The following is an 18,588-nucleotide window of genomic DNA, read 5'->3' as shown; positions in this document are numbered from 1 at the left end:
GGAGTATCGGGCCATCAGGCGATATACGAAATTGTCCAAATGAGTGGAGCCGCTATACAAAATCTTATAATCAGAAGCCGCGATGTCAGCTGGGATTTTTACCGCACCTTCCTCAGCGTGCTGCGCGACGGCTCGCTTTCCGCCGCCGCCCGCGAACTCGGCATTACCCAACCGACAGCTGGGCGCCATATCGGAGCGCTGGAAGAGGCCATCGGCTTTCCGCTGTTCATCCGCTCGCCGCACGGGCTGATGCCGACGGAAGCGGCGCTGGCGCTCCGGCCCTATGCGGAAAATCTGGCGGCGACGGCCGCCGCCCTTATGCGGGCGGCCTCCGGCGAGGTCGGCAAGATCGAAGGAACCGTTCGTATCAGCGCATCGGACATCATCGGCGTTGAAATGCTGCCGCCGATCATCGCTGCCATGCAGGAGATTCACCCCCGGCTTGAAATAGAACTTTCACTCTCCGACACGCTGGAAGACCTTTTGCGGCGCGAGGCTGATATCGCCATCCGCATGACCGAACCGCAGCAGGATGCCATCGTCATGCGCTATATCGGCAATTTCCGTCTGGGATTTCATGCCACACGCGACTATCTGGCAAGAGCCGGCATCCCGAAAAACATGGAAGAACTGAACAACCACCGTATGATCGGTTTCGACCGCAAGACGCCTTTCATCAGGGCGGCGATCCAGCGCATGCGCTCGCTCGATCCGGAAATACCCGATATCGAAGAAATTTCCTTCGAAATTCGCGCCGACAGCAACCTCGCCCAGCTTGCCATGATCCGCGCCAGCGCAGGCATCGGCGTCTGTCAGATCGGCCTGGCGCGCAAGGATCCGCGGCTTGTCCAGGTCCTTCCGAAAACCGACATCCCGCTGCACGCATGGGTCGCGATGCATGAAAATCTCAAGACCTCGCCGCGATGCCGTGCCGTGTTCAGCGCCCTTGTCGACGGCCTGAAGGCCCACCTGAAGGAAACCGATCCGGGCGCCCCGCCGCAACGACGCTAGCGCCATTACAGCATCGATGCCGCACGGCCTTGCGCCCGCAAATCCGCAAGACAGACCGGCGAAGCATGGAGGGTGATGCTGTTCTCACCGGAAATGTTGACGCACTCCATCAAAACGGTCTGGCCGGCGGTGAAATCTTGTCGACCACTTCCGCCTCCGGCCGGTCGCCGCCCTGGCTGTATTCCTCATGCCACTGGCCGCGTTCGTCCTGATAGCTGATTTCCTCGTCATCGCCGCCCACCTGCTGTTCGGCAGCAACGATGCGCGCGGCCTCGACCGCATCGGCATAGGTAGGAAATGTTTCGGAATAAGCGCCGTTCATGCGGTAGGCGAAGCCACCGTCATGTTCCACGACTTCATATACCACTTTTGTCATGCATGTTCCTCCTGTTTCAGTAGGCGACATCGCAACCACAACCGCGCTTCAAGCATTGCACCCAACGGGGGACAACACGGCATGAGCAGCATGTCCTTGACCGTACCACTATCCTACCAAAAGCACTCAAGCGCAAATCCTGCTTGATCTTAACGACGATACGTCACAGCCTCACACTCTCAGGGGAAGGGAAATCGATGGCGGGTTCTATTTTAAAGCAGGAGCGCATGTTGCTGCTGGCAATACCGGTGGCAGCCGTCGCCTATATGGCCGAACATGCGATATTCGAGGCCGGCAAAACGGCGTCGCTGATTGCCGCGATCGCCCTGATCGGGATGATCGTTCTGGTGTCGATGCGGGTTGCCCACCACGCCGAAATCCTCGCCGCCAAGGTCGGCGACCCCTATGGCACGATGATCCTGACGCTATCTGCCGTGGCGGTGGAAGTGCTGATCCTTGCCATCATCATGAGCGAATCCAATTCGCCGACGCTCGTGCGTGACACGATCTATTCCGCCGTGATGATCGACATCAACGGCATTCTGGGACTGGCCGCCCTGCTGGGAGGCCTTCGCCACGGCGAGCAGCCCTACAATGACGATTCAGGCAAGACGTACGGCGTCATGATCCTGACTGCCATGGGCATCTCGATGATCGTGCCGGAATTCATCCCAAAGGAAAGCTGGCACGTCTATTCCGCCTTCACCATCGTCGCAATGATCGCGCTTTATGCGCTGTTCCTGAAAATGCAGGTTGGTCCGCACAGCTATTTCTTCAGCTACGCCTATCCCCGCAAGGCTCATCCCAGCGGTCCTCCATCCGGCGATCACACGGAGGACGAGGAAGAGGGCAGCGTGCCCCTCTCCATCGGTCTCATCGTCGCGGGCGTCGTGCTGATCGGCGTGCTGGCGGAATTCATGGCGGCCTTCCTAAGCCAGAGCCTCGAGGGCACAAGCGCGCCACCGGCACTGATGGCCGTCGTGGTCGCGACGATCTCAGCATCACCGGAAATCCTGACCGCGCTCAGGTCCGCATTGCGCAACCGCATGCAGGCCGTGGTCAATATCGCCATGGGCGCATCGCTTTCGACGGTCATCCTCACCGTCCCTGTGATGGAGGGCATCGCACTCTACACCGGTCAGCCGTTCATCATGGCGATGACGCCGGTTCAGACGGTCATGGTCTTCATCACCCTCATCGCCGCCGCCATCAACCTCAATGACGGTGAAACCAACGCGATCGAGGGAATGACGCATTTCATCCTCTTCGCCACCTTCATCATGCTGCTGTTTCTCGGGCTTTAGCCGCAACAAAAAAAGCCCGGCATCGCTGCCGGGCTTTGTTATTCAATATCCTAGACCGATCAGCGGCAATCGGCGCAGAAGCGCTGGATGCGCTTGCAGGCCTCTTCCAGCAGTGCTTCCGACGTGGCGTAGGAAATGCGGAAGTTCGGGCCGAGGCCGAACGCCGATCCCTGCACAACGGCAACACCTTCGGCTTCCAGAAGCTCGGAGACGAAATCCACATCCGACTCGATGACCTTGCCGGACGGCGCGGTCTTGCCGATCATGCCGGCGCAGGACGGATAGACATAGAATGCGCCTTCCGGAGCCGGGCAATTGATGCCTTTCGCCTGGTTGAGCATGGAGACGACGAGATCGCGGCGGCCTTCAAAAATCTTCTTGTTGGCCGGAATGAAATCCTGCGTGCCGTTCAGCGCTTCGACAGCCGCCCACTGAGCAATCGAGCTGGCGCCCGAGGTCTGCTGGCCCTGGATCATATCCATGGCCTTGATGAGCGGCAGCGGGCCGGCTGCATAGCCAATACGCCAGCCGGTCATGGCATAGGCCTTGGAGACGCCGTTCATCGTAAGCGTGCGGTCATAGAGCGAAGGCTCCACCTCAACCGGCGTGACGAATTTGAAGTCGCCATAGGTCAGGTGTTCGTACATGTCATCAGTCAGCACCCAGACGTGCGGATGTTTGACCAGCACGTCCGTCAATGCCTTCAGCTCGTCATGCGAATAGGCAGCGCCCGAAGGGTTGGACGGCGAGTTGAAAACGAACCACTTGGTCTTCGGCGTGATCGCCTTTTCCAGCGCTTCCGGCTTCAGCTTGAAATTGTCTTCGAGCGTCGTGTCGACGAAGACAGGCGTACCGCCGCAGATCGCCACCATTTCCGGATAGCTGACCCAGTAAGGTGCAGGAATGACGACTTCGTCACCCGGGTTGAGTGTCGCCATGAAGGCGTTGAAAAGGATCTGCTTGCCACCGGTGCCGACGATGGTCTGCTCCGGCTTGTAGTCCAGACCGTTTTCGCGCTTGAACTTGTCGGCAATCGCCTTGCGCAGTTCAGGAATACCTGAAACGGGCGTGTATTTCGTTTCGCCGCGCTTGATGGCGTCAATGGCGGCTTCCTTGATGTTTTCGGGCGTATCGAAATCCGGCTCGCCGGCGCCAAGGCTGATCACATCGCGGCCCTTCGCTTTAAGCTCACGGGCTTTCTGGGTAACAGCGATGGTGGCGGATGGCTTTACGCGGGAGAGAATGTCGGCAAGGAAGGCCATTTTTAATCGGTCCTGTTGTGGTTGACATCGGCAGAGGCGGAAAATCCTGTCTTCTGCGGCATTTTCTATGTCGAAAGACAGGCGCTCTTTCAAGGTCAAAAGCAGCATATGTGACACGGGGAAGAATTTAAACCTTCCTTAACCCGGAAGTAACGCTTGATGCGCTATATTCTCCGGCTAGAGGTCGTGTCTCTGTAGCTGGTTGAAAAATGGCGCCCAAAAGCATCTTTTCCAGTCTTGTCCGCGAGGTCGATGGCACATGGTCCACGGCCTATGGCACCTTCAACTTGAAATCCGCCCTGCAGCCCATCTTTCGCCGAACGATGAACGGCGCTCTCGACATCGATTCCTTCGAGGGTCTGGTGCGTCCCCATCGCAACGGCGAACCTGTGACACCGGGTGAATTCTTCTCGCTGGTGGCGCCTGAAGATATAGAGAATATCGACAGTATTCTGCGCACGATCCACATTCTCAATACCGGCAGGCTCAATCGTTCGCGCGCCCGCGTCTTCGTCAACTTCCATCCGGGCCTGTTCCAGACCCCGGCCAAGATGCGTCAGGAAGTGGAGCGCATGCGCCTTACCGCCCACGAGGCCGGCATGACGGCAGACCGCATCGTCTGCGAAATCTCCGAGAAAAAAGTCTCCGATACGCAGATGGTCGCCGACTTCGCCTATCATATGCATGACATCGGTTTTCGTGTGGCGCTGGACGATTATGGCGCGGGCGATTCCGACATTGACCGGGTGAAACTCATCAAGCCGGACTATGTGAAATTCGAGGCAGGCTGGGTGCGTGATTTCATGCAGAATTCGGCAGGGGCCGCCCTTCTGCGCGTCATCGTGAGCCAGTTTCGCGACGATGGGATAGAGCCGGTGTTCGAAGGACTGGAAACCGGCAGGCAGGTGGATATCTGCGAGGACCTCGGCGTCCTGCTGATGCAGGGATACGTGTTGGCAAAACCCGAACTAGCGCCGACGAGTTTCGACGCTCGCTTTCCCGAACTCGGCAGCGGATATTTTTCACCCTCGCCAAGGTCGGATAGAAGCACTGCGACACCGGCATTCCCGCGTGAAGACCGCCCAGCCGAGCCGCATACCCTGCGCCAGACCAGAACCTTCGGAAAACGCGGCCTTTGAGGCGGTTGACAGCGAAATTGTCCCGAAATCGGCTTTGCCACGATATTGCCACAATAAATACTGCGGAACGCCTGAATTCGGTCTCCAAGCCGTCCATTTCGAAGCCTCTTTTATCCTTTGAGAACAGGGACAAGAGGCGATCGCCATGTTTACCAACGACAGGACATCAGTTGAACGGTTAAGGGCGCAGAGAACGCTGTTTTCCCTCTGGATGGCCATTGCCGCCTTTCTTGTCGTCGTCACCATGGCCGCCGGGATCGCAACCTCGGCCAATGCGGCCCCTCAGGCAATCGACACCCTGCAGACATCCTCTATTCCGCAGGTGACGGCAACCGCGCGGGCGGGCGGGCACCTGTTGCTGGTTATCTTCTCGGCCGCAGCCTTCATCAGCCTCGGCATAGGCGGCCTCGCGCTTACCCGGCGAAGCCTGAAGGACGAGGCCCGCCGCCACAAGTAAGCCGCCCTCTCCTCGACTTGCGGCATCGGCGTGTTGCTGCTAAAGCACGGGGGAAGTCGTCAGAACGACGTTTCAAAAATCCCCGAAATGCCAAGGCCGCGACGGAATGATCTTCGGGCCCCTGCTGTGCTGGTGCCATCAATGACGCGTATTCAGGCCAACATGCTGCTTCTGCTCGCCGCGGCGATCTGGGGAGGCGGTTTCGTCGCACAATCATCCGCCATGGCCTCGATCGGGCCATTCTGGTTCGTCGGTCTGCGCTTCGCCATTGCCGCCATCGCCGTGCTGCCATTCGCCCTGATGGAAAACCGCTCGAAAAAATCGCCGCCACGTCGCAGGGAAATCGGCGGCTTCATCCTTGTGGGCCTCGCCCTGTTCGGCGGCGCGACGACGCAGCAGGTCGGGCTTTTGACTACAACCGTCACCAATTCCAGCTTCCTGACGGGACTTTACGTCATCTTCGTGCCCGTGATTGCCGTCGTTCTTTACCGGCGCCATCCCCACTGGATCGTCTGGCCCGGCGCCCTGATGATGCTGGGCGGAATATTCCTGCTCTCGGGCGGCGCATTCGAGGCGCTGACGCAGGGCGATATTCTCAGCATCATCTGCGCCTTCTTCTGGGCAATCCAGATTACGCTCGCAGGTCGTTTCGTTTCCGAAAGCGGACGGCCGCTTGCGCTCTCATGCACTCAGTTTGCGATTTGCTCTCTCTTGAGTTGCATGATCGGCCTTGCGGTAGAACCCATCAGCATGGCGTCCATACAGGGGTCGCTGGCGGAAATTCTATACGTCGGCCTCGTATCCTCCGGCCTCGCCTTCGTTTTGCAGGTCGTCGCCCAGCGGTATACGACCGCGCCGCAGGCTGCGATATTTCTCTCTTCAGAGGCGCTTTTCGGTGCCTTGCTGGCGTCGATTTTCCTGAAGGAAACCATTTCCAACGCCGGTTATATCGGCTGCGTGATTATTTTCGCCGCTATATTGATCGTCGAACTGGTGCCGGAACTGACGCGTAAAAGGCAAAAAACCGTCGTTGGAACGGCCTGACGCAGAAAGAACTGATTTTTCTGTTTCGAGGAAAAATCGTACCACCGCATTCAAAATTTTGCCCGGAAACCGAAGGCAACCGGCAATTATTTCATCAATTATCAAATATGCGGAAAAAATGTGCGACTACGCGCAGGAATTCTACCGCAGGTTTTTATCCGACAAAAAGCCCGTGAAAACTTTTGCTTGCCAATTTTCCATAAACGCAGCAATCTACTGCGGTTCGGGCAATTTGCGAGCATGGGAAGGCCTATAAATTTGCGCACTGGGGACGCTATAAACCTCGGGCGGTGGGACGAAAAACGTTGGATGAGAACGCCATTACTTCCCGCTGTGAAGGTCCTTTTTCTCAATAGTCAAGAGCTGCCTGCCAACGCCCTCGCGGGGCAAAACTGTAATGCTGCCTGTAGCTGAACGCGGGCAGAGCGAAAAGGACCTGATGCATGGCCGAAACTGGCACCGTAAAATTCTTCAACACAGACAAAGGCTTCGGCTTCATCAAGCCAGACAATGGTGGCGCTGATATCTTTGTTCACATCTCTGCCGTACAGGCTTCCGGCCTGTCCGGACTTTCAGAAAATCAGAAAGTGAGCTTCGACACGGAACCGGATCGTCGCGGCAAGGGCCCGAAGGCAGTCAATCTGCAGATTGCTGGCTAACCCTAAAACGGCTTTCATTTCTAGTTGAAGCCCGGCAGGAATGCCGGGTTTTTTTATGCCCAATCCGGAGGCGTCAATACGCGCCCGGAAACTCAGATCCCCTTGAGATAGGGGTTGGTGCGCCGCTCATCACCAAGCCGCCCGCCGGGGCCATGGCCGCAGATAAATCCGACATCATCCCCCAGCGGCAGCAGCTTGTCGCGAATGGACGCCATCAATTGCTCGTGGTTTCCGCCCGGCAGGTCGGTACGCCCCACCGACCCCGCAAACAGCACATCGCCGACATGGGCGAATTGCTGGTCGCGATTATAATAGATGACGTGACCTGGAGCGTGACCCGGGCAATGGTAGACTTCAAAGACATGATCCCCGAACGATACCGTGTCGCCCTCATTCAGCCACCTGTCCGGCAAAACGTTCTGAAGGCCGCTTATGCCGTATTTCTCGGCCTGCGTCTCGATCCTCTCGAGCAGCGGTCGATCGTCCTCATGCGGGCCGATCACCGGCAGGGAAAGCTTCTCGCGCAGTTCCTTGGCGCCGCCGGCATGGTCGAGATGGCCGTGCGTCAGCCAGATTTCCTTGAGAGCGATGCCGTTTTCGGAAACCACCTGAAGAATGACATCCACATCCCCACCGGGATCGACGACAACGCCTTCCTTCGTATCCTCATCGAAGAGAATGGTGCAGTTCTGCTCGAACGGCGTGACCGGAATAATGCCCGCCTGCAACTTTCCCATATCCCGTGTCTCCCTGTCTGACAAATCCCGCCTCCTATAGCCTGCGGCAGGTTCCGGCACAATGGCGGAGGAAAAAGCAACGGTTTCCGGTGACCTTGCCACTTTCAAAACCATGAGTTAATTCAATTAGATATCGGATATTTTCCCGCTCGAGACGGGAGGTGTCTGTGAAAAATGTGGAACGCCCTGAAGGCTGCGACGTTGTAGGTCCAGTCTTAAAAGGAGTGAGACACATGGACAAGACGCTTAAAATGCTCATGGCTGGCGGCGCTTTCGCCCTGATGGCCGGTTACGCAAACGCCGCCATGGTCGCCACAACAGCATCGGACGTTTCCGTTCGTTCGGGCCCAGGCGAGGATTATCCCGAGCTTGGCCTTGCCACCCGTGGCAGCAACGCGGTTCTGGATGGCTGCATGGACGGCAGCAGCTGGTGCCGAATCGAAGTCAACGGCCTGCGCGGCTGGGCACATGCGGATTATCTGAATGTCATGTATGAGGGCTCTCCCGTCATTCTCGAACAGCGCCGCTCCGATATCAGCGTGCCGGTCGTGACTTACGAGAAGACCTCGAGCGTACAGGCAGAACCCAACCCCGGCGACCCGAACCTTGGCCGCGTCGGTGAAGTCAATCCGCCCGAAACAGTCATGTCCTATATTGACGAGCACCCTGCGGACACTGTCACCTTTGATGGCGAGGTAGCGGTCGGCAGCACCCTGCCCTCCGATACCCGGCTAGTGGAAATCCCTGATTATCAGTATCGCTACGTTCAGGTGAACGACGTGCCGGTTCTGGTGGAACCATCGACGCGCCGGATTGTCTACGTCTACCAGTAGACGTGAACTCGATACCGGCAGCATGAAACCAATAAAGAGCGCGGGCTTTCCGCGCTCTTTTCTATTTCCGGTAAAGGCCAGTCAGGATTCCAGTTGCACCGGCACCCGCAGCATATTATCCACCGCAACAGAAAATGATCGCGGCATCCTCCCGAGCGGACGCATTTTCGGCTATGTTTACAGAATATTGGCGCATCGACGCATGTCAGCCGCAGAATATGAAGGAACCGCAGTGCCACCGCAATCGCTCAAAACCGCAGCCGCCAGGCAGACACCGGCACTCCCGAAGGTTGACGACGGCAAGATCGACTTCGATACGATAGAGGCGCTGTTCTTCGCGTATCGCGATTTCGTCTCCGATCCAGATGTCATTCTTTCGAAACTGGAATATGGGCGCGCGCATCACCGGGTGGTCTATTTCGTCAGCAGGCAGCCCGGCATGACGGTGGCGGATCTGCTCGACACACTGCAGATCACCAAGCAGAGCCTTGCCCGCGTGCTCAAGCAATTGATCGACGACGGTTATATCCGCCAGATGGCTGGCCCGGAAGACCGCCGCCAGCGCAGGCTCTATCCGACGCTGACAGGGCGCGAACTGGCGCTGGCGCTGAGCGAGCCGCAGTCGCGGCGGATCGACCGTGCGCTGGAAGGGCTTGGACCCGACGCCCGCGCTTGCGTTCGCAAGTTTCTGGCGCAGATGCGCAGCCCGACACCGGGGGAAGGCGACTGACGATGGCCACGGCAACGACAAAACTCCCTCCCGCCGATGACGATGCGGCCCACCTTCTGATCGTCGATGACGACGCACGCATTCGCAATCTTCTGCAACGTTTCCTCGGCGACAAGGGATACCGCATCTCCGTCGCAGCCGATGCGGCAGAAGCCCGGCGCAAGATGGTCGGCATCCGTTTCGACCTTCTCATTCTCGACGTGATGATGCCGGGGGAAAACGGGCTTTCGCTCACCCGCTCGCTGAACGAGAACAAATCCGTGCCGGTCATTCTCCTGACCGCCCGCTCGGAGGCGGATTCGCGAATTGCTGGGCTGGAAGCCGGCGCGGATGATTATCTCGCGAAGCCTTTCGATCCGCGCGAACTTGTCCTTCGTATCAACAACATCCTGCGACGCAACACTTCGCCGGATACGCCCAAGATCGAACAGATCATGTTCGGCCCCTACAGCTTCTCTATCCCCAGGAAGGAATTGCGGCGCGGCCCTGAAACGATCCGCCTGACGGATCGCGAACAGGAGATCATGCTGCTCTTTGCGCTTCGCGCCGGCGATACCATTCCACGGCACGAGCTGGTCGAGGCGGAATCCGAAGTGGGCGAAAGAACAATCGACGTGCAGATCAACCGCCTTCGCCGCAAGATCGAGGACGACCCTGCCAACCCGGTCTATCTGCAAACGGTGCGTGGCATCGGCTACCGCCTGAGCGTGGATTGACAAGGACAAACGAAAGGCGGGCGCACAGCCATGGCGAGCCTCGATTTTCTAATCACTGTCAGGAATAGCGGCGTAGCGAAGACCTGGCGCGCATTTACCAGATGGCTTCGCCACTGGCTGCCCACCGGGCTTTATACGCGCTCGCTGCTGATCATCATCCTGCCGATGATCCTGCTTCAGGGCGTTGTCGCGGCCGTTTTCATGGAGCGACACTGGCAGCTGGTTACCGAGCGCCTTTCCTCAGCCGTAACGCGCGATATCGCAGCGATCATCGAGCTTCTGCAAACTGATGAGGAAGAAGACGACTATCAGCGCGTCATCCGCATCGCTCGCGAGAAGCTGGGCCTCAGCATCTACATCGAGCCGAAGGCCGATTTGCCGGCCCCGAGACCAGAACCGTTGTTTTCCATTCTGGATACGATCCTCGCCAATCAGCTGACCCAGCAAATCGGCCGGCCATTCTGGATCGATACCTATGGCAACGGTTCCCTGGTTGAAATACGTGTCCAGCTCGAAGACAAGACGCTCCGCGTCTTTACCAGTCGCAGCGCCGCTTATGCCTCCAACACGCATATCTTCCTTGTCTGGATGGTCGGTGCATCGCTGGTCCTGATCGCCATTTCCATCCTGTTTCTGCGCGGGCAGATCAAGCCTATCGAAGCGCTTGCCAAGGCAGCCGAAAATTTCGGCAGGGGCCAGAAGATCAGCGCCTATTCCCCACGCGGCGCAGACGAGGTGCGGCGGGCGGGACTTGCCTTCATATTGATGCGCGAACGCATCGAGCGGCAGATGGAACAGCGCACTGCCATGCTGAACGGTGTCAGCCACGACCTGCGCACCATCCTCACCCGTTTCAAGCTGCAACTCGCGCTTGCCGGCGACAATCCTGATCTGGAAGGGTTGGACAAGGATGTCGAGGATATGCAGTCGATGCTGGAGGCCTACCTCACCTTTGCCCGCACCGATGTCGAGGAGGATGTCGGCACGCTTGAGCTTCCGGCACTTCTGGAAAAAATCGACTATGATTTCGAGCTGCACGGCAAGAAATTCAGCTACGAGCTTTATAATATCGACCAGATCATCGCGCGCCCGAATGCCCTCTCCCGCCTCGTCGCCAATCTCGCGGAGAATGCCCGGCGCTATGCCAGCAAGCTCCATATCGACATCCGCAAGGCTCCACGCTCCATCATCATGACGTTTGATGATGACGGGCCGGGTATTCCGGAAGCGTCAAGGGAGGATGTCTTCAAGCCGTTCTTCCGGCTGGACGAGGCACGCAACCTCAACGCCTCTGGCACCGGGCTCGGCCTCTCCATCGTCCGAGACATCGCCCGCAGCCATGGCGGTGACGTATCGCTGGACGACAGCCCGATGGGCGGATTGCGGGTAATCGTCAAAATTCCGGCGTAGAGCAGCGGAGAGAAAAATGTGATGCGGCTCGCCCGCATCCGTCATTCCAGCCTTGAACCGGAATGACGGAGAAAGAATGTTCAGCCTGCGCAATCTTCGGGTTGCGTGTTGTTGCGCTTTCTCAGCACATTTTCTCACCGTTCGGCACCGGCCGCTCGACCGCGGCAAGCACGATGTCGCCGTTGCCATCGGCAAACCCCAATGTCAGAACTTCGGAGCGGAACGGGCCAATCTGGCGCGGCGGAAAATTCACCACACCCAGCACCTGCCGGCCGATCAGACTTTCCGGGGTATAGTGCACCGTGATTTGCGCCGAGGATTTCTTGATGCCGATCTCGGGGCCGAAATCGATCTTCACCTTGATCGCCGGCTTGCGTGCTTCCGGAAATGGCTCTGCCTCAACGATCGTGCCGACACGGATATCGACCTTCTCGAAATCGGCATAGGAAATTTCACTGCTCATGCCATGCTCCCGCCAGCCTGCTCGTCTTCAACCAGCCAGTTCTTCGGCGCGATTTTTCGCCGCAGCGATCGCCTTGTCAAACAGGGGCTGCATGCCGTCTTCGGCCATCAGCACCGAAAGTGCTGCGGCCGTTGTACCGCCCGGCGAGGTAACGTTCTGGCGCAGGCGCGCCGCCTCGTCAGAAGACTGATGCAGGAGTTCGCCAGCACCGGCCACGGTTTCACGCGCCAGCCGCATGGCTATATCCGCCGGCAGACCTGCCTTGCGACCGGCTTCCGCCATGCATTCCACCAGATAGAAGACATAGGCCGGACCGCTTCCCGAAACCGCGGTAACCGCGTCGATATCGCTTTCGGTTTCCACCCATTCGACCGGACCGCTGACCTTCAGCAATCCATCCACCACGGCTTTAAGTGCCGGCGTTACCAATTCGTTGGCATAGGCGCCCGTCACGCCACGGCCAACCATGGCCGGCGTGTTCGGCATGGCCCGCACGGCGGCGACCGAGCCGAAATGCGAAACGAAAGTGCCGATGGTGGTGCCGGCCGCAATCGAAACCACGACGGTCTCGGGTCCGAGCAAGGGCTTGAGGGAGGGTAGCACTGCTTCCATCATCTGCGGTTTTACCGCGACAAACAGAATGCCCGCCTTCACGCCGTCAGGCACGCTTTCGCTATGCGTGGCGCCCGCTTCCGCAATTGTCGTGCGCATGGCGTCGGAGGGGCGCGGATCGATGACGATAACCTGCGAACCCGGCACGCCCTTTTTCAGCCAGCCCGAAAGCAAAGCGCCGCCCATATTGCCCGCCCCAACGAGGACGAGAGGACCGGAAGCCCTGTAGACCATTTTCACGCTTCTCCGACGGTCTCGAACATGACCGCTTCAATTGCACTTTTCGCATCCAGCCCTGACCATACGACGAACTGGAATGCCTGATAATATTGTTCGCATGCCTCAAGCGCGCTGGAAAGCAGCACTTCCACCTGCTGGTTGTTAGGCTCCGCACCGCCAGCCAGAAGCAGCGACTGGCGGAAGATCACAACATCTTCCTGCCGCCACAGATCGAAATGACCCATCAGTACCTGGCCGTTGACCTGAGACAACAGGCGAATGACTTCGTTGACGCGCTGATCGGGCACCTTGATGTCGAAGGCGCAGGCCAGATGCAGTGCCTCGAAATCTTCCATCCAGGAAAAGGAAACGTGATAATCGGCCCAGTGGCCCGCCACCGTCATGGCGATCTCATCTTCGCCGGAACGTTCGAACGACCAGTCGTTCGAGGCGGCGACAATCTCGATCATGTCCACGGGATTGGACTGGCGCTCAATTTCAAATTCTATCAGGCTCATGCGGCACCTTCTCATCCGGTATGGATGTTCTGTTTTGAACGCCGGGCACAAAACGCACACACAAACCGGATTCAACACTTGAGACGATTGCCCGACACCAACAGAGTTACACATTCACCCTGTGTGGAGCTTACCAGGTTCGTTTCGAATCATCATTTAAAATCAGTGTATAATGGCCGAGTCCTGCTGCCACCCCTCGGGCAGCATTTTTACTTTTTGAACAGTGGATATCTTCTCCCCCATCACCTCAGGCGAGATACATAAGCGACTCTGGCAATTGCGTTTTTTGGAAGTGTCCACAGGCCTCAAAAAATTAACGATGGAGGCAGGTCCGGATCGACAGGGAATAATTTCGGGTTGCATGGCCCGCAAACAAAAAGCCCCGGAATCGCAGGCGATCCGGGACCTCTTGATGAAAAAGCGCGAAAAGAATCAATCCTTGGCAGCAGAAAGCTTTGCTTCCAGAGCCTCGATGCGAGCGCGCAACGCATCGTTTTCATCGCGCGCCTTGATCGCCATCTCGCGCACCGCGTCGAATTCCTCGCGCTTGACCACGTCGAGGCTGTTCAGCCAGCGATCCGCCTGTGCGTGCAAGGCAGCCTCGGCCTCCTTGCGCATTCCCTGCGCAGCGCCCGCCGCATCGGTCATCAGCTTGGCGAATTCATCCAGAAAACGATTGGTGCCTGTCGTGGTCATGGCCCTGTTCCTTCGTCGGTTCAGGGAGCGTTCCGTTCCCTGCTGTTGATGCCTTTCAGGTAGGCACTCGACAGCCGCCTTGCAAGCAAAATCGAAAAATCCGCATGGCTTGCAATGGCCTTCGGCATCGCAAAGCGTCCCTTGAAGAATAATCTTGACCGGCGCTGCGGCAATCGCCATTTTCCTCGCGTAAAGAGACCGGAGAGCATCATCGCCCGGCTCCTTGAGGCAATGGGTCATTCTGTTGTCCGCCCAGCAACGATGACGGAATATACGGATTGTTAGCCGCTCCCACCCAACTTGCCATCATGCCATTTCCGAATATCGATCCGGTTGCCCTGTCTCTCGGGCCTCTGGCGATCCATTGGTACGGCATTGCCTATGTCGCCGGCATCATGCTCGGCTGGTTTTATGCCCGCCGCCTTGCGCTTACGCCTCGCCTGTGGCCAAACGATACATCGCCAATCTCGGCGCAGCATCTTGACGACTTCATCCTGTGGGCAGCCGGCGGCATCGTGCTTGGCGGGCGCATCGGCTACATCCTGTTTTACGATCTTGGCGCCGTCGCCGCAAACCCTATAAGAGCACTTGAGATATGGAACGGCGGCATGTCGTTCCATGGCGGCCTGATCGGCACGACCATCGCCATGATCCTCTTCGCCCGCAAGAACGGCATCCCTGTCTGGAGCATGTTCGATATCATCGCAGCCGTCGCACCTGTCGGCCTGCTGTTCGGACGCATCGCCAATTTCATCAATGGCGAATTGTGGGGACGTATCGCCGACGTTCCCTGGGCCGTCGTGTTCCCGACCGGCGGGCCGTTTGCGCGTCACCCCAGCCAGCTTTACGAAGCGGGACTTGAAGGCCTCGTTCTCCTCGTCATTCTGGCGGTCACCATCTACGTTTTCAGGGCGCTCAAGACACCTGGCATCGTAACCGGCATCTTCGTTTGCGGTTATGCGCTGTCGCGCATCTTCGTGGAATTCTTCCGCGAGCCGGACGCCCAGATCGGTTATCTCGCGGGCAACTGGCTGACCATGGGCATGGTACTCTCCACGCCGATGTTCCTTCTTGGCCTCTGGGCCGTCTTGCGTGCGCGGCGCGCGAAAATACGCGCTTAAGCGGAATGGCCTGCCATGACGACACCGCTTGCGCAACGCATCAAATCCCTCATCCGCCTGAACGGCCCGCTCAGCGTCACCGATTTCTTCTCGCTTTGCCTTGCCGATCCTGAACACGGTTATTACCGGAGCCGCGAGCCTTTCGGCCGATCGGGCGATTTCATCACCGCTCCGGAAGTCAGTCAGCTTTTCGGCGAAATGCTCGGCGTTTTCGTGGTTCACGCCTGGCAGCGCCATGGCGCACCCGCAGATATTCGTCTGGTGGAAATCGGCCCCGGCCGTGGCACCATGATGTCTGACATGCTGCGCGTCATCCGCCGCATCGCCCCACCGCTTTACGAGACGATGCGGGTGCATCTGGTGGAGACCAGCCCTCGCCTTTGCGCCATCCAGAAAGAGACGCTCGCTGCGCATGCCGAACGGCTGACATGGCATGACAGTTTCGATGCGGTGCCGGAAGGTTTCCTGCTCCTCGTCGCCAACGAGCTTTTCGACGCCATCCCAATCCGGCAATTCGTGAAGACGCCGCAGGGTTTCCGCGAACGGGTGGTCAGTCTTGGTACCGATGGTGAACTGGTCTTCTCGACTGGGCTTGCCGGCATCGACCCGACGCTGCTGCCGCCCGGCCCGGAACGGCAGCCAATTGGCAGCATATTCGAAATCTCACCCGCCCGCGAAGCCGTAATGACCGCAATCTGCCAACGCCTGTCCGCATATGGCGGCACCGCACTCGCTATCGACTACGGCCATCTGGTCGCCGGATATGGCGACACATTGCAGGCCATGCGCAACCATGCCTTCGACCCGCCGCTTTCTCATCCCGGGCAAGCCGATCTGACCAGCCATGTCGATTTCGAAAGCCTTATCAGGACGGCTGAGGCAAACGGCGTTCATGTCAACGGCGGCATCAGGCAGGGCGACTTTCTTTATGGTCTTGGCCTGAAGGAACGGGCAACCGCCCTTGCCGCGAAAGCTACACCCGATCAGACGCTTGAAATCGCCGAAGCGGTCAACCGTCTCGCTGGCGAAGGGGCTGGCAGGATGGGGGAACTTTTCAAGGTCATCGCCGTTTCAAGTCCCGCGCTCCATCTCATGCCGTTTCGCGCGGTGGATTGACAGTGCAATCACCTCTGGGCCAACATCGGCCCAGAACGAAGCAAGCGAACGCAGACACACTGCACCAGACAAACGCCGCGCAACGCCGCGGCAACAGGAAACATCTCGCTTAACGCATCCCACTGGCCAACAGCGACATTCTCCAAGGAACTCCCGCACCATGCAGAACGAAACGCTGCCGCTCCCCATCCAGAGCCCCCTGCTTGCCGCCTTGAGTGAAAACCGTGTCCGTCACGGTTTCTTCACCCGGCAAGGCGGTGTCTCCGAGGGGCTTTATCAGGGCCTCAATGTCGGCCTCGGTTCGAATGACGAGCCGGAACTGGTGCAGGAAAACCGCCGGCGCGTCACGCAATGGTTCGGCTTGTCTCCGGAACGTCTCGCCACCGTGCATCAGGTCCATTCTCCTGATGTCCTTGTGGTCGATGAAAGCTATGACGGCAGCCGCCCGCAGGCCGATGCGATGGTAACGGCGACACCGGGTTTCGTGCTCGGCGTTCTGAGCGCCGATTGCGGCCCGATCCTTTTTGCTGATGCTGAAGCGGGCGTTGTGGGTGCCGCCCATGCCGGCTGGAAGGGTGCATTGTTCGGCGTGCTCGAAAACACGATCGAGACCATGAGGAAGCTGGGCGCCAGCCGCGAGCGCATCTCCGCCTCCCTCGGCCCCTCCATCAGCCAGGCCAATTATGAGGTCGGGCCTGAATATGTGGCGCGCTTCACCGATTTCGATCCCGCCTATGCGGCCTATTTCACCGCTTCGGACAAAGGCGGCCATGCGCTATTCGACCTCAAGCAATTTACGGTGGACCGGCTGGTCAATGCGGGCGTGAGAGCGGAAAACCTCGGCCTCTGCACCTATCCCGATGAAGAACGCTTCTATTCCTACCGACGCACGACCCACCGTGCCGAGCCCGACTACGGGCGGCAGATTTCCGCAATCGCAATTCTGGAGGACTAAATGGCCCTGCACTTCGAGCTCTCGGAATTCGATGCCCGCCGCGAACGGCTGATTGCGAAGATGGCGGAAGAGAAGCTGGACGCCATTCTGCTTTTCGCCCAGGAAAGCATGTACTGGCTGACCGGCTATGACACCTTCGGCTACTGCTTCTTCCAGACGCTGGTGGTCAAGTCGGACGGCTCCATGATGCTTCTGACCCGTTCGGCGGATATGCGGCAGGCCCGGAATACTTCGACGATCGAAAATATTCTCGTCTGGGTCGACCGGCCCAATGCCGACCCGACGCTCGATCTTAAGAACCTCCTCAGCGATCTCGATCTCCTTGGCGCCAAGATCGGCGTGGAATACGACACCCACGGCATGACCGGGCGCGTCGCCCGCTTGCTGGACAACCAGCTTGCCAGCTTCTGCCAGATGATCGACGCCTCCTATCTGGTCAGCAGCTTGCGGCTCATCAAGAGCCCAGCCGAGATCGCCTATGCGAGGAAGGCAGGCAGACTTGCGGACGAGGCTCTGGACGCTGCACTGGAGCTCATCAAGCCCGGTGCGGACGAAGCCTCGATCCTCTCGGCAATGCAGGGAGCGGTTCTGGCCGGCGGCGGTGACTATCCCGCCAATGAATTCATCATCGGCTCCGGCGCGGACGCGCTGCTGTGCCGTTACAAGGCCGGGCGTCGCAGGCTCGATGACAAGGATCAGTTGACGCTGGAATGGGCGGGTGTCAGCGCCCACTACCACGCCGCCATGATGCGCACGGTGGTGATCGGCGAACAGGACTTCCGCCAGAAGGAGCTTTACAGCGCCTGCCTGCAAAACCTCACCGACATCGAAGAGGTGCTGCGGCCCGGCAAGACCTTCGGCGATGTCTTCGACGTGCACGCCCGCGTCATGGACGAGCGTGGACTGACCCGCCATCGTTTGAACTCCTGCGGTTATTCGCTGGGCGCGCGTTTCTCACCGTCATGGATGGAGCATCAGATGTTCCATGCCGGCAACTCTCAGGAAATCGCCAGCGATATGACCCTGTTCGTGCACATGATCGTGATGGATTCCGATTCCGGCACCGCCATGACCCTCGGCCAGACCTACCTCACCACGGAAGGCGCACCGGAACCGCTCTCGCGCCATAGCCTCGATCTTCTCACAGCTTAAATCTGCACCGGGTTTGACAGAGCGGGAAAACCGGCCCTACATTGCCGCCACCTTGGGC

The 18,588-nt window shown here is 58.6% G+C and carries 21 protein-coding genes; 14 read left to right on the top strand and 7 right to left on the bottom strand.

What is annotated here, in order from left to right:
• The first annotated feature begins 39 nt into the window (after window positions 1-39).
• The gene (locus tag F617_RS0110185) at window positions 40-1,011 is read left to right on the top strand and encodes a LysR family transcriptional regulator (RefSeq protein ID WP_019565231.1); all 972 of its coding nucleotides are present in this window, start codon (window positions 40-42) and stop codon (window positions 1,009-1,011) included.
• Between the two features lie 109 nt (window positions 1,012-1,120).
• Here F617_RS0110185 and F617_RS0110175 read toward each other — a convergent pair whose 3' ends face one another.
• Window positions 1,121-1,387: a DUF2188 domain-containing protein gene (locus F617_RS0110175; protein WP_003513427.1), complete on the bottom strand. Its 267-nt coding sequence runs from the start codon at window positions 1,385-1,387 to the stop codon at window positions 1,121-1,123.
• A 197-nt stretch (window positions 1,388-1,584) separates the two neighbouring features.
• Here F617_RS0110175 and F617_RS0110170 point away from each other — a divergent pair, with 197 nt between their 5' ends.
• Window positions 1,585-2,691 (top strand): calcium:proton antiporter, encoded by a 1,107-nt coding sequence (locus F617_RS0110170; protein ID WP_019565229.1) that lies wholly within the window; start codon window positions 1,585-1,587, stop codon window positions 2,689-2,691.
• Between the two features lie 59 nt (window positions 2,692-2,750).
• On the opposite strand, the gene F617_RS0110165 is transcribed toward F617_RS0110170, so the two are convergent.
• A complete protein-coding gene (locus F617_RS0110165) occupies window positions 2,751-3,953 on the bottom strand; it encodes a pyridoxal phosphate-dependent aminotransferase (RefSeq protein ID WP_003513431.1) in 1,203 nt (400 codons plus the stop codon).
• A 209-nt stretch (window positions 3,954-4,162) separates the two neighbouring features.
• Between F617_RS0110165 and F617_RS0110160 the strand changes: the two genes are divergently transcribed.
• The 4 genes from F617_RS0110160 to F617_RS0110145 all read left to right on the top strand — a co-directional run bounded on the left by F617_RS0110160 (window position 4,163) and on the right by F617_RS0110145 (window position 7,252).
• Window positions 4,163-5,092, top strand: a complete 930-nt coding sequence (locus F617_RS0110160) for an EAL domain-containing protein (protein ID WP_003513432.1) — start codon at window positions 4,163-4,165, stop codon at window positions 5,090-5,092.
• Between the two features lie 145 nt (window positions 5,093-5,237).
• Window positions 5,238-5,549 carry a hypothetical protein gene (locus F617_RS0110155; RefSeq protein WP_081307400.1) on the top strand — a complete coding sequence of 104 codons (312 nt, stop codon included), beginning with the start codon at window positions 5,238-5,240 and terminating at the stop codon, window positions 5,547-5,549.
• Between the two features lie 141 nt (window positions 5,550-5,690).
• Window positions 5,691-6,593 carry a DMT family transporter gene (locus F617_RS0110150; protein ID WP_019565226.1) on the top strand — a complete coding sequence of 301 codons (903 nt, stop codon included), beginning with the start codon at window positions 5,691-5,693 and terminating at the stop codon, window positions 6,591-6,593.
• A gap of 443 nt (window positions 6,594-7,036) precedes the next feature.
• On the top strand, window positions 7,037-7,252 hold the full coding sequence (locus tag F617_RS0110145; protein WP_003494703.1) for a cold-shock protein: 216 nt from the start codon (window positions 7,037-7,039) through the stop codon (window positions 7,250-7,252).
• Window positions 7,253-7,344: 92 nt separating this feature from the next.
• Here the strand turns inward: F617_RS0110145 and F617_RS0110140 are convergent, their stop codons facing one another.
• Window positions 7,345-7,989, bottom strand: a complete 645-nt coding sequence (locus F617_RS0110140) for an MBL fold metallo-hydrolase (RefSeq protein ID WP_019565225.1) — start codon at window positions 7,987-7,989, stop codon at window positions 7,345-7,347.
• A 233-nt stretch (window positions 7,990-8,222) separates the two neighbouring features.
• Here F617_RS0110140 and F617_RS0110135 point away from each other — a divergent pair, with 233 nt between their 5' ends.
• The 4 genes from F617_RS0110135 (at window position 8,223) to F617_RS0110120 (ending at window position 11,678) form a co-directional block, all read left to right on the top strand.
• On the top strand, window positions 8,223-8,822 hold the full coding sequence (locus F617_RS0110135; protein ID WP_019565224.1) for a DUF1236 domain-containing protein: 600 nt from the start codon (window positions 8,223-8,225) through the stop codon (window positions 8,820-8,822).
• A 202-nt stretch (window positions 8,823-9,024) separates the two neighbouring features.
• Window positions 9,025-9,552, top strand: coding sequence for a MarR family winged helix-turn-helix transcriptional regulator (locus tag F617_RS0110130; protein WP_003513440.1), 528 nt, complete (start codon window positions 9,025-9,027; stop codon window positions 9,550-9,552).
• Window positions 9,553-9,554: 2 nt separating this feature from the next.
• Window positions 9,555-10,268: a response regulator gene (locus F617_RS0110125; RefSeq protein WP_019565223.1), complete on the top strand. Its 714-nt coding sequence runs from the start codon at window positions 9,555-9,557 to the stop codon at window positions 10,266-10,268.
• Window positions 10,269-10,298: 30 nt separating this feature from the next.
• Window positions 10,299-11,678: an ATP-binding protein gene (locus tag F617_RS0110120; RefSeq protein ID WP_003513442.1), complete on the top strand. Its 1,380-nt coding sequence runs from the start codon at window positions 10,299-10,301 to the stop codon at window positions 11,676-11,678.
• A 121-nt stretch (window positions 11,679-11,799) separates the two neighbouring features.
• Here the strand turns inward: F617_RS0110120 and F617_RS0110115 are convergent, their stop codons facing one another.
• The 4 genes from F617_RS0110115 to F617_RS0110100 all read right to left on the bottom strand — a co-directional run bounded on the left by F617_RS0110115 (window position 11,800) and on the right by F617_RS0110100 (window position 14,186).
• On the bottom strand, window positions 11,800-12,141 hold the full coding sequence (locus F617_RS0110115; protein WP_003513443.1) for a tRNA-binding protein: 342 nt from the start codon (window positions 12,139-12,141) through the stop codon (window positions 11,800-11,802).
• Window positions 12,142-12,168: 27 nt separating this feature from the next.
• Window positions 12,169-12,987, bottom strand: coding sequence for a pyrroline-5-carboxylate reductase (proC, locus tag F617_RS0110110; protein ID WP_013636581.1), 819 nt, complete (start codon window positions 12,985-12,987; stop codon window positions 12,169-12,171).
• Window positions 12,988-12,989: 2 nt separating this feature from the next.
• On the bottom strand, window positions 12,990-13,490 hold the full coding sequence (locus F617_RS0110105) for a YbjN domain-containing protein (RefSeq protein WP_006311131.1): 501 nt from the start codon (window positions 13,488-13,490) through the stop codon (window positions 12,990-12,992).
• A 432-nt stretch (window positions 13,491-13,922) separates the two neighbouring features.
• Window positions 13,923-14,186 carry an accessory factor UbiK family protein gene (locus F617_RS0110100; RefSeq protein ID WP_013636582.1) on the bottom strand — a complete coding sequence of 88 codons (264 nt, stop codon included), beginning with the start codon at window positions 14,184-14,186 and terminating at the stop codon, window positions 13,923-13,925.
• 308 nt (window positions 14,187-14,494) lie between these two features.
• Here F617_RS0110100 and lgt point away from each other — a divergent pair, with 308 nt between their 5' ends.
• The 4 genes from lgt (at window position 14,495) to F617_RS0110075 (ending at window position 18,530) form a co-directional block, all read left to right on the top strand.
• A complete protein-coding gene (gene lgt, locus F617_RS0110090) occupies window positions 14,495-15,307 on the top strand; it encodes a prolipoprotein diacylglyceryl transferase (protein WP_029658791.1) in 813 nt (270 codons plus the stop codon).
• A 15-nt stretch (window positions 15,308-15,322) separates the two neighbouring features.
• The gene (locus F617_RS0110085; RefSeq protein WP_019565221.1) at window positions 15,323-16,423 is read left to right on the top strand and encodes a class I SAM-dependent methyltransferase; all 1,101 of its coding nucleotides are present in this window, start codon (window positions 15,323-15,325) and stop codon (window positions 16,421-16,423) included.
• A 160-nt stretch (window positions 16,424-16,583) separates the two neighbouring features.
• The gene (gene pgeF, locus F617_RS0110080) at window positions 16,584-17,378 is read left to right on the top strand and encodes a peptidoglycan editing factor PgeF (protein ID WP_019565220.1); all 795 of its coding nucleotides are present in this window, start codon (window positions 16,584-16,586) and stop codon (window positions 17,376-17,378) included.
• Window positions 17,379-18,530, top strand: a complete 1,152-nt coding sequence (locus tag F617_RS0110075) for a Xaa-Pro peptidase family protein (RefSeq protein WP_019565219.1) — start codon at window positions 17,379-17,381, stop codon at window positions 18,528-18,530.
• Window positions 18,531-18,588 lie beyond the last annotated feature (58 nt).

It is taken from the genome of Agrobacterium sp. 10MFCol1.1, from assembly GCF_000381165.1.
In the GTDB taxonomy this organism is placed as follows: Bacteria; Pseudomonadota; Alphaproteobacteria; order Rhizobiales; family Rhizobiaceae; genus Agrobacterium; species Agrobacterium tumefaciens.
Note: the sequence above shows the minus strand (reverse complement) of the source record. Positions and strands in the feature narration are given on the sequence as shown.

Coding starts and splice junctions, on each gene's coding strand:
- F617_RS0110185 (WP_019565231.1), top strand. CDS start 40: ATGAGTGGAGCCGCTATACAAAATCTTATAATCAGAAGCCGCGATGTC.
- F617_RS0110175 (WP_003513427.1), bottom strand. CDS start 1,387: ATGACAAAAGTGGTATATGAAGTCGTGGAACATGACGGTGGCTTCGCC.
- F617_RS0110170 (WP_019565229.1), top strand. CDS start 1,585: ATGGCGGGTTCTATTTTAAAGCAGGAGCGCATGTTGCTGCTGGCAATA.
- F617_RS0110165 (WP_003513431.1), bottom strand. CDS start 3,953: ATGGCCTTCCTTGCCGACATTCTCTCCCGCGTAAAGCCATCCGCCACC.
- F617_RS0110160 (WP_003513432.1), top strand. CDS start 4,163: ATGGCGCCCAAAAGCATCTTTTCCAGTCTTGTCCGCGAGGTCGATGGC.
- F617_RS0110155 (WP_081307400.1), top strand. CDS start 5,238: ATGTTTACCAACGACAGGACATCAGTTGAACGGTTAAGGGCGCAGAGA.
- F617_RS0110150 (WP_019565226.1), top strand. CDS start 5,691: ATGACGCGTATTCAGGCCAACATGCTGCTTCTGCTCGCCGCGGCGATC.
- F617_RS0110145 (WP_003494703.1), top strand. CDS start 7,037: ATGGCCGAAACTGGCACCGTAAAATTCTTCAACACAGACAAAGGCTTC.
- F617_RS0110140 (WP_019565225.1), bottom strand. CDS start 7,989: ATGGGAAAGTTGCAGGCGGGCATTATTCCGGTCACGCCGTTCGAGCAG.
- F617_RS0110135 (WP_019565224.1), top strand. CDS start 8,223: ATGGACAAGACGCTTAAAATGCTCATGGCTGGCGGCGCTTTCGCCCTG.
- F617_RS0110130 (WP_003513440.1), top strand. CDS start 9,025: ATGTCAGCCGCAGAATATGAAGGAACCGCAGTGCCACCGCAATCGCTC.
- F617_RS0110125 (WP_019565223.1), top strand. CDS start 9,555: ATGGCCACGGCAACGACAAAACTCCCTCCCGCCGATGACGATGCGGCC.
- F617_RS0110120 (WP_003513442.1), top strand. CDS start 10,299: ATGGCGAGCCTCGATTTTCTAATCACTGTCAGGAATAGCGGCGTAGCG.
- F617_RS0110115 (WP_003513443.1), bottom strand. CDS start 12,141: ATGAGCAGTGAAATTTCCTATGCCGATTTCGAGAAGGTCGATATCCGT.
- proC (WP_013636581.1), bottom strand. CDS start 12,987: ATGGTCTACAGGGCTTCCGGTCCTCTCGTCCTCGTTGGGGCGGGCAAT.
- F617_RS0110105 (WP_006311131.1), bottom strand. CDS start 13,490: ATGAGCCTGATAGAATTTGAAATTGAGCGCCAGTCCAATCCCGTGGAC.
- F617_RS0110100 (WP_013636582.1), bottom strand. CDS start 14,186: ATGACCACGACAGGCACCAATCGTTTTCTGGATGAATTCGCCAAGCTG.
- lgt (WP_029658791.1), top strand. CDS start 14,495: ATGCCATTTCCGAATATCGATCCGGTTGCCCTGTCTCTCGGGCCTCTG.
- F617_RS0110085 (WP_019565221.1), top strand. CDS start 15,323: ATGACGACACCGCTTGCGCAACGCATCAAATCCCTCATCCGCCTGAAC.
- pgeF (WP_019565220.1), top strand. CDS start 16,584: ATGCAGAACGAAACGCTGCCGCTCCCCATCCAGAGCCCCCTGCTTGCC.
- F617_RS0110075 (WP_019565219.1), top strand. CDS start 17,379: ATGGCCCTGCACTTCGAGCTCTCGGAATTCGATGCCCGCCGCGAACGG.